At 42.7% G+C, this 13,310-nt stretch carries 12 protein-coding genes; 1 reads left to right on the top strand and 11 read right to left on the bottom strand.

Features of this window, described 5'->3' with window-relative positions:
• The first annotated feature begins 13 nt into the window (after positions 1–13).
• Positions 14–1,714: a capsule assembly Wzi family protein gene (locus Q7J63_RS08610; protein ID WP_304885433.1), complete on the top strand. Its 1,701-nt coding sequence runs from the start codon at positions 14–16 to the stop codon at positions 1,712–1,714.
• A gap of 301 nt (positions 1,715–2,015) precedes the next feature.
• Here Q7J63_RS08610 and Q7J63_RS08605 read toward each other — a convergent pair whose 3' ends face one another.
• The 11 genes from Q7J63_RS08605 to Q7J63_RS08555 form a co-directional block, all read right to left on the bottom strand.
• Complete coding sequence (locus Q7J63_RS08605) at positions 2,016–3,155, bottom strand: BamA/TamA family outer membrane protein (protein WP_304885431.1); 1,140 nt, start codon at positions 3,153–3,155, stop codon at positions 2,016–2,018.
• 89 nt (positions 3,156–3,244) lie between these two features.
• Positions 3,245–5,650, bottom strand: a complete 2,406-nt coding sequence (locus tag Q7J63_RS08600) for a TonB-dependent receptor (protein ID WP_304885429.1) — start codon at positions 5,648–5,650, stop codon at positions 3,245–3,247.
• A 97-nt stretch (positions 5,651–5,747) separates the two neighbouring features.
• Entirely contained in the window at positions 5,748–6,476 is a 729-nt protein-coding gene (locus Q7J63_RS08595) for a fatty acid desaturase (protein WP_304885427.1), read from the bottom strand.
• Positions 6,477–6,508: 32 nt separating this feature from the next.
• On the bottom strand, positions 6,509–7,354 hold the full coding sequence (locus Q7J63_RS08590) for a 4-hydroxy-3-methylbut-2-enyl diphosphate reductase (RefSeq protein WP_304885425.1): 846 nt from the start codon (positions 7,352–7,354) through the stop codon (positions 6,509–6,511).
• On the bottom strand, positions 7,351–8,067 hold the full coding sequence (locus tag Q7J63_RS08585) for a lycopene cyclase domain-containing protein (protein ID WP_304885423.1): 717 nt from the start codon (positions 8,065–8,067) through the stop codon (positions 7,351–7,353). Before Q7J63_RS08585 ends, Q7J63_RS08590 begins: the two co-directional genes overlap by 4 nt.
• A 3-nt stretch (positions 8,068–8,070) precedes the next feature.
• Positions 8,071–8,913 carry a phytoene/squalene synthase family protein gene (locus Q7J63_RS08580; RefSeq protein WP_304885421.1) on the bottom strand — a complete coding sequence of 281 codons (843 nt, stop codon included), beginning with the start codon at positions 8,911–8,913 and terminating at the stop codon, positions 8,071–8,073.
• A gap of 15 nt (positions 8,914–8,928) precedes the next feature.
• Positions 8,929–10,416, bottom strand: coding sequence for an NAD(P)/FAD-dependent oxidoreductase (locus tag Q7J63_RS08575; protein WP_019596045.1), 1,488 nt, complete (start codon positions 10,414–10,416; stop codon positions 8,929–8,931).
• A gap of 4 nt (positions 10,417–10,420) precedes the next feature.
• On the bottom strand, positions 10,421–10,933 hold the full coding sequence (locus Q7J63_RS08570; RefSeq protein WP_026333427.1) for an RNA polymerase sigma factor: 513 nt from the start codon (positions 10,931–10,933) through the stop codon (positions 10,421–10,423).
• Positions 10,934–11,145: 212 nt separating this feature from the next.
• A complete protein-coding gene (locus Q7J63_RS08565; RefSeq protein WP_019596048.1) occupies positions 11,146–12,042 on the bottom strand; it encodes a MerR family transcriptional regulator in 897 nt (298 codons plus the stop codon).
• 5 nt (positions 12,043–12,047) lie between these two features.
• Positions 12,048–12,491 carry a sterol desaturase family protein gene (locus tag Q7J63_RS08560; protein ID WP_019596049.1) on the bottom strand — a complete coding sequence of 148 codons (444 nt, stop codon included), beginning with the start codon at positions 12,489–12,491 and terminating at the stop codon, positions 12,048–12,050.
• 41 nt (positions 12,492–12,532) lie between these two features.
• Positions 12,533–13,204, bottom strand: coding sequence for a carotenoid biosynthesis protein (locus Q7J63_RS08555; RefSeq protein ID WP_019596050.1), 672 nt, complete (start codon positions 13,202–13,204; stop codon positions 12,533–12,535).
• Between the last annotated feature and the right edge of the window lie 106 nt (positions 13,205–13,310).

Here is a 13,310-nt window from a genome sequence, read left to right as displayed (position 1 = left end):
AGAAAAAAACAAAATGAAAATAACGGTATTCAAATCCATTTTTCTTCTCCTGTGTCTTGGTGCTTCCTTGAATACAGGTCTTTTGGCACAATCTCTTCCACTGAACACTCCCGTTTTGGAAGAATACATCAGAAGACAACAATTGCTGGGCAAGGTAGATCCTCTCAGTTCCTTTTCCATCAGACCACTATATCCCGCTTACGCCTTTGATAGGTACAATGGGATTGACTTGGACAGTACTTTCACCGATTACGAGGATTCACAGTTTAACCGAAAATTTGGAGAGGAGCAGGAAGGTCTTATTTTGACCATGCCATTTGGAATAAGGACCCAGTTTAATTCACGGTATGCTTTTGGGCTGAATGACGGAGCGATGATCCCAAATAAGGGATTACAGACCGTTTTGAGCGGGGGGATTTTTGTCAAGTACAAGGATTTTAGTTTCCAGCTTCAACCTGAAATTTTGCTTGCCCAAAACCAGGATTATCTTGGATTCCCCTTGGAACATCAGGCCACGATACTGTTTTATTACGAGTACATGAACCGGATTGATATGCCCGAAAGATTTGGAGGCGCAGGTTATAATCGGCTTCTCCCGGGAAATTCAAGTATCCGGTACAATCCCGGGGACTTTTCGGTTGGTGTATCCACTGAAAACCTTTGGTGGGGACCGGCAAAACGCAATTCACTGCTGTTGAGTAATAATGCTCCTGGGTTTTTACATTTCACGGCCAACACTTTGAAACCGGTGGAAACTCCCATTGGACATTTTGAAGGTCAATTTATTGCCGGCTTTCTAAAAAGCACAGATTATTTGCCTCCTCACCCGGATTACAATATTCAGCAAAACCCTGTATTGATACCCAAAAGAGAGGACAATGGCCGCTACCTTTCGGGATTGATCTTCACGTATCAACCCAAATGGGTTCCGGGACTTTCGGTTGGCTATGCTTCAGTGAATCATATGTACCGATCCGATATGGACAGATTTGCGGATTATCTACCGGTTTTCAATGGAGAAAAAGGTCTGAATAATGTCGTGAATTCCACTCGCGACAAAAGACAGCAATTCAGCAGTGGCTTTTTCCGCTGGATGAGCACTGAGGGCCACTTTGAATTTTACGGAGAGTATGGCACCAATGGGAACAGCAGACGAATCAGTGACTTTATCATTACCCCTGAAAGAAACCGTGGTTTTACGCTCGGGTTTTCCAACATGATGTCATTGAAACGCAGTGGTCAATATTTGCAGATCAGCGCCGAGATGACGCAAACCGGTCAATCCATCCGTGAATCCATCCGAGATTTGGATACCTGGTACATCCACGACCATGTGCGCCACGGATACACACACAAAGGGCAAGTCCTTGGGGTCGGATATGGGCCTGCGGCAAATGTCAACTGGGTTGAATTTGCCTGGGTAAAGGACTTCAATCGATTGGGTTTTCAGTTTGAGCGCATCGTGTACAACAATGATTTTTATTATTTCCGATATGAAGCCTCCAAGGATTTAAGGAACAAATACGTGGACTTGGTTCCCTCTTTAGTCGCAGATTGGAGATTTGGCAATCTTCTGGTGAGCGGTACATTTCAGTATGTAAACACATTGAACTACAAGTGGTTCCTCGAAAATCAACCCGACCAATACTTTGTGCCTGGCTATGACCGCAAGAACTTTGTCGCAAACGTGGGATTGTCCTACATTCTAAAGTAGATCTTAAGCTTGGTTTTGGAAAAAGAGGTTTTCACCAGCACAAAAAATGCCTTGCTCTCTTTGTTTTTTTCCAAAGCACGCAACGTGATTCGAAAAAGACACTAGGAAAAAAATCGATACTGTATAGAAAAAGGCCTTTGCGGTCTCTGAAAACCCCTTGCCGATCTTTGCGCAAAACCTCTTCACCGGTAAGGCAAAAAAAGCCAAAAGTGTTTTTTCACAAGGAACGCAGAGAAAAGAATCAAAGCCTGCAAAAAAAACGTATTCGGCTGTAATGAAATCTTGGAGTAAAACCAAGAATCTAAAAAACCTCATTCAATCCAAAATAGAACGCTTTCTGGTCCCCGAAGGCAATATCCATCCGGATATTGAGGCCTTCTTGATTCAGTCGATATCTGAAACCGAGTCCACCTCCATACCTAAATCTATCCCAGCCGAAGGAATTGACTTGATGGGCGACTTGCCCGGCACTTCCGAAAAAAACCATTCCAAAATTCCGGAAAATGGGAACGCGGTATTCTGCCTGATGGACCATGGCATGCTTGTCACGATAGCGCCCTTCAAAATAACCCCGCATCAGTTGGCTCCCCCCAATAAGGGAAACGTGTTGGAAAGGTGGATTTCCTGCCGTGAAACTCCACCAACTCTGCAGGGCAAGGACCTGTTTTTTGTGAAGGTTTAGGTATCTTCTGAAGTCTAGTCTGTATTGGTTGAAGGTGAAATTGCTACCCAGGAAAGGCTGAAAAGTCATCCAAGAATATTGGTTATACCAGCCCTTGTGTGGTTGGAAGATATTGTCGCGGGTGTCCTGGTTGAGGACCAATCCCAGTCCCGAAATGCGCTGGCCATCACTCCCTGCAACCTGATCACTATCCAAAATCCCATCTGGTTTTTTCTTGTAGATATTGTCTGTTCGAAACTCATATCTGGGGCCAATATAAAGCCCTTTTGAAATTTGCCACTCGTAATCCACATGAAAATAAAAAAATCTGGTGGAATAAAATTCTTCATTGGAGGCATCTAACTCGTTTCCAATCCCATAAAACTTGAAGGGATAATTGGACAGTTCCAGTCGGACGTTCATGTGTTCCCTATTCTTGTTTGCCCAAAGATCCAGCTCGGTGGTCAGAAAAGTCTGGTTGTTGAAGGTGTACAAAAAGGTGATGGGCAGGGTGGAGGGTCTCAAAAGGGAGTCCGCGATGTTTTTATGCCGAAAAACTCGGATTGCCCGGGCCCCAAAACCCAAGCTGGTCTCGGGGGAATAGACCACTGCCGGAATAAAGGACCATTTTTCACCCGAGATCAGGTTGATGGTATTGTCGGCAAAATCAAACAGCTTTTCTATCAATCCCGGATTTCCCGTAGAATCACCTTTGGAGGATTCCTGGGCATATCCGCCGAACGATAAAAACATCGCCAACCCAATCAGTATTTTTTTCATTGGAGGCAAAGATAAGCAATGCTTGAGGAATCAAAGAAAGAACCTTTTTGCCCCTTGCAATTTCCGGTTATGCCGATGAGACTTTACATCTAAAACTCAATAATCAATCCAATCGTCGGCAAAATGGTCCCTGCAGGGTTTTCTACTGTCCGCAACTGATATCGGGATGGGTCGTCTGTCCTTACAATTAGCTGGCCCGAACCATCTCTGACAGGGACCAAACGAGGTGCTTGCTCTGCCTGGAAATTATAGGCATTCTGGATGTCGAAGTACCAGTTCAGGCTCCATTTTTCGAAGAAATATTTTTTATCGATCCTCAAATCCAATTGATGGAAAGCAGGCAAACGTACCGCATTGATTTGATTAAAATCAAGTTGCCCTTGGCCTCTCAAATCCCAGTTGCTGATCAGCGAAGAAGATGCCAGATCGAAAGGCGTATACGGTGTTCCTCCCAAAAATCTCCATCTACCTCCGATTTCCCAGTTTTTGCCGAATCGTTTACCCGCCGTCAGGCTGACGATAAATCGGTTGTCCCAAGAAGAGGGAAGGTAACCGACTGTGTTGGGATTGGTAAACTCACTTCTGACCAAGGTGACGGCTGCTATTCCGTAAAAATTTTGGAAAAGCCGCTGTTGGGCCAATAATTCCAAGCCGTAAGCCCTGCCTTGTGCATTGGAATTGATGGGCTCATTGCCAATGACCCCAAAATCAGCCCCGAGATTGGCCAAGGCAATCCCATTTCGGATGGAAGATGGATAGTTGCTGTAGTGTTTGTAGAAGGCCTCGGCAGTGATCCTTCGTTTTTTTTCAGGCATGACCTTTTCAATTCCTGCAATCACCTGAGCGGAACGGATGAATCGGATGTCATTGATTTGATTGGTCAATTCTCCCTCGTTGTTTCTGTACCCCAAAGCGGTGTAAGGAGGCTTCTGGTAATAAACACCCGTATTTCCGGTTAGGAATAGGTTGGGTTTCAATTGATAGGATACCGATATCCTTGGGCTGATTTGGTTCAAAGGATTTTGGGCTGTTTTTCCAAAATCGCTTCCATCCAACCGGACGCCTCCCGTCACCAACAACCTGTCTTGGAAATAATTTTTGCTCCCGGAGATAAAAGCCCCATAACTGTTGAAAAATGATTTGTCATTCACATTGATGGTTTCGCCTTGCCCGGCCAGTGTTCCCCGGTCAAAATCACGGATGAGATACCGTGCAAATTCATAATTCACCCCATATTTCAAGGTAAAACCTTTTCCAAAGACACTGTTTTCTGCCCGGAATTTGTTCTCGCTCTCCTGAGAGGTATAATCGAACAATAGATTTTCAGGATTGCTTTCGTCGTTTCTCGCATATTTGAAGGAGCGGTTGTTCAGCATGTTTCGGCTGAGTACAAATGTCCAAAAACCATTGTCCCTGAATTTTTTGAGCTTGAGCCCTGTGGCGTAATTCCACTGGGAGGAAATAGGGAGGCTTTCCAACAGGAAAAGTCGGTTTTCGCGATCCTCTTCCAATTCATTTTTGGGTGTGTCAAAATTCAGTACGAAATCATCGATTGCCCCTACTCCGATAAAAGTGAGTTCGGTTTTGTCGTTGATTTTTGTTGTCGTTTTGACTTGGAAGTCATTGAAAGTGGGGAGAAAAGGGAGTCCAATCAATCTGAATAATCCCTGCAGATACGAACGTCTTGCAGACACCAAATAGGTCGTTTTATCCCCCAAAGGACCTTCATTGGACAAGGTAAGTTCGCTTGCGCCTACGGTAAGCTGGGTCGCCATTTTGTCCCTTCGTCCTTCCTTCAGTTGAAATTCAAAAAAAGAACTCAGGGAATTCATCCTGTTGGAAGGAAATCCTCCGGTGATCAGGTCCACATTTTTGATCAGGTTTACATTGAGAATCCCGACGGGTCCTCCGGAAGAACCTTGGGTTGCAAAATGGTTGATGACCGGAACCTCGATTTCATCGATATAGAATTTGTTTTCGCTGGGTGCCCCTCCCCTAATAATGATGTCATTGCGAAAACTGGCGGTACTGGCCACTCCTGGAAGGGATTGGATCACCCTGCTGATGTCTCTGTTTCCGCCGGGATACCGCTCGATTTCATTGGCATTGAGTTTTCGGACAGAAAGCGGTGTTTCCTCGGATCTGGTAAATTCCGAGCTGACCAATACCTCGCCAAGCTCCGAGGCTTCCTCCAGAAGCCCAAAATCAAGCTGAACCGATTTTGCCAAGGTTACTTGTACTTCAAAGGTGGTTTTGGAACGAAATCCGACAAAACTTGCACGCACATTATAAAGACCCGGTGTAATGTTTTCCAATCTATAGTTCCCATTTTCATCGGAGACGGTTCCCAATTCTGTGTCTAGAACCAGGATATTTGCAAAGGGAATGGGATCATTGTTGATGGGATTGAATACCCGGCCGGAGATGACTCCGCCTTGACCCAAAATTTGGAAGGAAACAAACAAAAGGCAAATAACAGTAAACAGCTTTCTCATGGAAGGGGATTATCAATTTCAACTGGTCAATTAGAGTGGGTCGCTACCAACCCGAATTTCATTTTTTCACATTTGTTCTAAAAAACGCGTTTCCCCTTCAATCATTACTTGGCTTCCCGGATTTTGTGTATTCCTCCTTTACCTTCCAAAGGTTCCACCAAGGGGTCCCCGGGGAATCGTGGTGTTCGTAATGATAGCCGAAGAAATAACAGGAAAAAAATGCCCATATGTGATTCTTCGATTGGCTATAAGAATGGTGTCTGTTGTGCGCATTTCCCATGTGTGGAAGGAAAGTACCGAAATAAAACAACTGCAGCGTGGATAAAATTGCGGGGATCATCCAAAATGCAATCAGGTTTTCCGTTGGCAAAAAAAGCTTGAGGATGTTGAAAGTACCGGCCATCAAGAGGATTTGCCAGATAGTGACATACTGGAGGAGAAAACTCAAATACCAGCGAAAAAAGTTTCCCGACGCGTGATAGTCAGGGTCCTTTTCTGTGGCCACGAAGCGGTGGTGTTCGTGGTGTTTTGGAAATAACTTCCAATAGAAGTTGTATGAAAAAAGGATAGCTGAAATCCATCCTATTGCATGATTCACTTTTTTATTTGGTGAGACGATTCCGTGCATGGCATCATGGGCGGTGATAAAAAGCCCAGTGTATAGGTGCATTTGCACCAATATTCCCAAATAAGTCAGTGGATTGGACCAACTCATTTCAGTATTTAGCAAAAAAATTAGGGAGGTAAACCAAAGCACAATGACCGTCAATGCGATGATGACACCTTTATTGCCTAAAGAGTAAGATTGCGGAATCGATTTGGACACGGAGCAAAATTAATTCAAGATCCAATGGAATCCTAAAAAGCGAGGATTCTTCGCTTCACCTCTTCCATCAACCACATTGGCGTGGATGTAGCGCCGCATATCCCGATGGTTTGGCCTTCCAAAAACCATTCCTTATCCACCTGTTCCGAATTGGACACAAAATAAGTGTTTTGGTTTCTTTCTTTGCATACGTTGAACAAGACTTTTCCGTTCGAAGATTTTGTTCCACTTACGAAAACAATGTGGTCATATTTGTCAGCAAAATCCCTGAGTTCCTTGTCCCTGTTCGACACTTGCCGGCAAATGGTGTCGTTGGTATTGACCGTTATCCCATTTTCAAACAGAATCTTATTGATCTCGTAAAACTTGTCCGTGCTTTTAGTGGTCTGGCTGTACAGCGTGATATTTCTTGGCAGACTGGGAAGATCCAGCTCGGAGATGTCTTGGAAGACAATCGCTTTGTTGTTGGTCTGACCCAAAAGGCCGATTACCTCTGCATGTCCGTGTTTTCCGTATATGTAGATGGTTTCTTTCTTGTCAAATGAATTCTTGATCCTGTTCTGAAGCTTCAATACAACCGGACAACTTGCGTCTATGAGCGTAAGGTTATTGGTGATGGCCAACTCGTATGTGGAAGGCGGTTCGCCATGGGCACGGATCAAAACCCTTTCGTTTTTTAAGGTTTTCAGTTCATCGTAATTGATGATTTTGAGACCTTTCTTAGTCAGCCGATTGACTTCTTCATCATTGTGTACAATGTCTCCAAGGCAATAGAGGTAACCGTTTTCATCCAGTATTTCCTCCGCCATCTCTATGGCATAGACTACGCCGAAGCAGAATCCGGAACTTTGATCTATATGGACTTGGAGATTCATCATAGCGTATTAACTTTTGCAAGCTTAAAATGTTTTCGATTCTTTATGGCCTCATAGATGGAAATATTGATGAGTAAAAGTGTCATGGAATATACGAAATCCTCCACAGGAATGGTAAAAAATCGAATGGAAAGGTTTTCTAAATTGTTGTAGAGCACTACTGGCTCTTCGATAAACGAACCTGTCAATATTCCATTCATGATGGCGAAAGGAATGAGATGGACCAAATATGTCAAGTAGAATCTCCCAAGATATTTCACCCCGAAAAGTATGAAATGAATGATCAGTACCGCCGCTGCTATCGGGAAATTGACTGAAGTGTACATTCTGTCAAGGTTCATTAAACCTATTCCAACAAAGCAAAGGACAAGAATAACGGTTAAGGGTTTTGCTATTTTCCCTAAAATGTCCTTCTCTACGAAGTAATTCAACACCTCATAAATAAAAACGCAGGAGAAAGGGACCACGATAAAAAACATCCATTCTTCGATCGGAAGATCCAAAATATAGATGCCCATGTTATAGCGGGGATTGAATTCCCAAACACCCATCACGGTAAACCAATGGTCCCAAATCACGAAGAGTGTCCCCGTGATGATGATCGCAGGGAACAGTGCATACCATTTTTTGGCATACTGTATTTTGGGTTCAAAGGATCGGATAAGGGGAAAGGAGATCGTAAACAGGATCAGTGTTAAATAAAGATATTTATCCATGATTTAATCAAGTCCAAGTTTCATCCCAAAGTAAGTGAACAGCAAAAGTGAAAATTTCCGAGCATTTGGGATCCGGATCCTTTCATTGCAGATCGTCTCGGGAGAAAGGCCCTTTATTTTGTCGAAAAGTTTCAAATAATATAGATAAGCTACTTTAACACCCATTTTGGCTCCATTGGGGAGACGTTTTATTCCCTCCAATGCCTCGTCAAAATCCTTTTGGATATCCTCTTCGATAAGGGATTTGACGGATTTGTCAAAACTTTTGAAATCCACTCCAGGGAAATATACCCTTCCGCGTTCCTCGTAATCACTTTTGATGTCTCTCAGGAAATTCACCTTTTGGAAGGCGGCTCCGAGTTTACAAGCGGATTCCCTCAACTTCTCGTATTGGTTTTGGTCTCCTTCGCAGAAAATCTTGAGACACATCAAACCCACTACTTCCGCAGACCCATATATGTATTCATGGTACCTGGAATCGTTGTACGTCTTAAAATCCAAATCCATTTCCATGCTTTTTAAAAAAGCCTCGATCAGGTCATTTCCTATTTTGTATTGGTTGACGATGAGTTGAAATGCATGCAGGATGGGATTAAGGCTGATTTTTTGTTCGATGGATTGAAAAGTATCTATCTTAAATGCTTCCAAAAGGGATTTTTTGTCGTGTTCATGGAATGTATCCACAATTTCATCAGCATACCTGACAAACCCATACACCGCATAAATGGGCATATGGAATTTCTTGTCCAGGGTTTTGATTCCCAAAGTGAAGCTTGTGCTGTAGCGTTGGGTAATCAGTTTACTGCATTCGAATGTCGTCTGATCAAATAGTGCCTTGGCATCCATGCTAATAATATACCTTTATTTTTGTAAACTATATTCTTTTATTACCTCTTTGGCCACTACGTGTCCCGAAATTAAGGAAGGAGGAACTCCTGGGCCGGGAACGGTAAGCTGACCTGTATAATACAGATTTTTAACTTTTTTGTTTTTAAGAGAGGGCTTCAAAAAAGCAGTTTGCCACAAAGTATTGGCCAGACCATAGGCATTTCCCTTGAAGGCATTGTAATCTGCCTTAAAATCAGATAGTGCATAAGAGCGTTTGTAAATGATATGGCTTCTGATTTCCTGACCGGTAAGTTTTTCCAATCGATCCATAATCATGTTGAAATATTTTTCTCTTAATTCCTCCGTATCCACTAGGTCGGGTGCCAAAGGAATCAAAAGAAAAAGGTTTTCCTTTCCATCCGGCGCTACCGAAGGGTCTGTAACCGAAGGGGCCGAAACATAGAACAAAGGTTTTTCGGGCCACCTTGGATTTTTATAAATCGCGTCTGCGTGGGGTCCAAGCGGCTCATCGAAAAATAAATTGTGGTGAAGGAGATTTTCCAGTTTTTTATCTATTCCGAGGTAAAACAAAAGACTGGAAGGCGCCATCACTCTACTGTCCCAATATTTAGGACTGTAATTTCTCAATTCAGGAGCCAAAAGCATCGTGTCCACGTGGTGGTAATCAGCTCCTGCAATAATGATGTCTGCTTCTATTTTTTCACCCGAAGAAAGCGTCAAGCTTTCCGCTTTTCCATTGGTCACGTTGATTTTAGAAACGGCACAATCGTATCTGATTTGGACTCCTTTTTCTTCCGCTAAAGTGACCATTCCTTCGATGATTTTGTGCATTCCTCCCATGGGATACCATGTTCCCAGAGAAATGTCCGCATAATTCATCAGGCTGTACAATGCAGGGATGTTTTCAGCGGTTTCTCCCAAAAAGAGAACGGGAAATTCCATCAACCGAAGTATTTTTTCTGCCTTGAAAAATTCACGGACATGTTTGGACATGGATTGGAAGATATTCAAGTGGACCATGTCCAGAAGCAGACGGGGACTAACAAACTCCAGAATGGACCTGCTGGGCCTGTATACCAAGTTTTGGATACCCACCTTGTATTTATAAGCTCCTTGTTTTAGAAATTCGTCAAGTTTCGGTCCTACACCAGGCTCCATTTTTTCCATCAGATTTCTAAATTCCGTGGGATTGGCTGGTATGTTCACAAAATCGTCTTGTCCAAAAATCACTGCATAGGAAGGATCAAGGCGCACGAGGTTGTAATAATCAGCAGTCTTCTTGCCAAAATGTGCAAAGTAAGTATCGAAAACATCTGGCATCCAATACCAACTCGGCCCCATATCAAAAACGAAACCCTCGGTTTCGAACTTTCTTGCTCGTCCACCGGGGGTGTCATTTTTTTCCAAAAGTGTGACCTGATATCCTTGGTCAGCAAGGTGTGTTGCGGCCGATAAACCTGCAAATCCAGCACCAATGACGACCACCCTTTTATTCAACATGAATTTAGTTTTTATGTTTGTAAACGTGAAGTTGGTCTTTCAAAATCTTACGGGCAATATGAATTCTATTTTTTACAGTTCCAATTGGAATGTCCAATTTGTCAGCAATTTCATGGTATTTAAAACCTCTGTAATGCATCATAAACGGAGTCTTATACACATCATCCAATTGGTCGATCGCATTGGTGATATCGTCCATCGTAAAATCTCCGTAGGCGTCGTTTTCAACCAAAGCTCCACCGGAATTGATGTAATGAAGATTGTCCGTGGTGTCCACAAAAGTACCTCTTCTAACCATACGCTGATAGTTGGTGATGAAAGTATTTTTCATGATCGTATATAACCATGCCTTTAGGTTCGTACCGTCCGCAAACTTGTCTTTGTTTGTGAAGGCTTTTACCATCGTATCCTGTAAGAGATCATTGGCATCATCCATGTCTCTAGTCAGTTTCAACGCAAAAGGCTTTAATGAACTAGAGAGTTTATTCAATGAGTAGCTAAATTCTAAAGTAGTCATGGCTTTGTGTTTTTGTTGAAACAAATATAGAACATATTAAACAAAGTGCAATAGTTTTGTCTAATATTTTTTTATGTTTCTTAAACAAAATATAGATACCCAAAATTTTAGGATCCGTTTTAAACCAGAAAAGGCACTATTCAATAAAAAAAGACATAAAAAAAGTGAAAAATAAATTTTCACCTTGTTTAACAAAAATGTGTTTTTGTAAACTATTTCTCTTGCTTCACCTCTTCTATCTCAGCCAGGTATTCCAAAATGCTTCGGATATAGTTCATGACCTTGACATTTTTTGGGAATTTCAAGTCTTGGCCGACCACTTGGTATCCCGTCAAAAGGATTTTGGATTGACTGAACCTTTCCGAAAGCAAATCGATGTATTCCTGGATATTTTCCGAACTGGGGGATGTCGTGATCACCGTCATTAGATAATCCGGTTGGTGCAATCGGTATACGGTCAACAGATCTTCATTGGGCGTGTTTTGCCCAAGATAGATGACTTTGTGGCCCCTCAGCTTGATTAGATACGCGGCAAATAAAAGAGAGATTTCGTGTAGCTCGGCCTCCGGGAGAAAAAGCAGAAATTTTTTGCCCCCACTTTTATAGATTTGGCCATCGATGGCCACAATCAGTTTTTGTCTGATGAGATTGCTGATAAAGTGCTCTTGGGCAGGGTTGATCGCGCCGGTTTGCCACAGTACCCCAATCTTGGACATAAAGGGATAGATGATATTGAGCATCGTCTGCTCAAAGCCAATTTTAATGATGTTGGTGGAAAGAACTTTGTCAAATCGCTCCTCATCCATCTCAATCATGCAGATGGTCAAGGCATGGATCTGATCATCATGGGTCAGTGAGCGCTCGGTGAGTTGAATGACATTTTGCCTGATTTCGGCCTCTGACATCACGGCAATCTTACTGATCTTGAAACCATTGTCATTGAGAAGGGCAACATTGAGTATCAATTTCAGATCATCATCATCATAGTACCTAATGTTCGTTTCTGTCCGCTTTGGGCTGAGCAGATTGTGTCTTTGTTCCCAAATTCTGAGGGTATGGGCTTTGATGCCTGACAACTGTTCCAGATCTTTTATTGAATAAGTGCTCACGTCATTTAATTTTTAAAGTATTTTTTAGGAACGATGAACAAACCAAAAGAAACAGCATCGTTCTTTTTGTTGGTAGCATGATGCGCTTGATGGGCTTTAAATATGCCCTTAATGAATTTGTTCTTTGGCTTATTGAGCCATTTCAACCTTCGGTGGATCAGGATGTCGTGGAGAAAGAAGTAGCTGATTCCATAGAGACTGATCCCCACTCCGATCCAAAACCTAAAATCCAAGCCCTCCGCTCCGATAATGATCAAGGCGATGGCGATGCTGCCAAACAAGAGGGAAAATAAATCATTCAATTCAAAGAAGGATTTGGATGCTTGATGGTGGGTTTTGTGAACATTCCACAAAGGCCCATGCATGATGTATTTGTGAATGAACCATCCGGAAAATTCCATGGCTGCAAAACCAAGAAGAACAAATATGATCGCGTTCATAAAATTCATAACACTTTAGTAATTACAATGTTTAAAGGATTTTTTCCACCTCAACTGAGTACGACATTCAGGATCCCAAAAAAGACAATCAGATTGAGCAACAAAAACAAAGCTAGGGGGTTTTTTTTCCTAAACTCAAGTTTTCCATAGATCAATTGAATGACAAGAGCCACTATAAACCAACTGGTATAATTGGACAAAGGGATTTGGCCGCCTTCCCAGGCCCAAAAATCCAGGGACACTGCGACTGGCTCAATCAGAAAGTCCATGATTACCATGACCAATGCTCCCAGAATGGCTGCTACCAACCAGTTGCGGATTCTTCCCTCAAAAATCTCAGCGCTCAGGTACACAAGGAGAAACCAATTTACCCCAATCATCAAAGGGACCTCAAAAACCTTAACTCCCAAAACCGAACCATAGGAATAACCCCCAAAAAGCAATTGTGTATGGACGCCAATGACCTCGGCCCCGAAACCTATCCCAAAAGCCAAGAGGGAAAAAATCAGGAAATTCACATTCCATCCTTTGTGGAATACCAGCAATAAACCCGTACACAGCAAAAGGTGAAATGGGGTTAGCAGCTGGAAATAAGGCCTGATGGAAGGAATCGACATCCCGACAATCCCCACGATGTGAAAGACAAGGATGATGAGTTTGAAAATATTGATCCTGTCCAATTGGTGGTTTTTGGTTGTTTCTTCCGCAGTGATTCGCTCCATTATTTTTCTAATTTCATCCTTTGGGTGATCGCAATTAATTGTTCGTGGCGTTTTTTTAACCCGACAAGACTATATTTGTTATTCTTTCGGGCCACAAAAATAAAGA

The sequence above is a fragment of the Rhodonellum sp. genome, from assembly GCF_030656585.1.
GTDB lineage: Bacteria > Bacteroidota > Bacteroidia > Cytophagales > Cyclobacteriaceae > Rhodonellum > Rhodonellum psychrophilum.
This window is presented reverse-complemented; position numbering and strand designations above follow the sequence as displayed.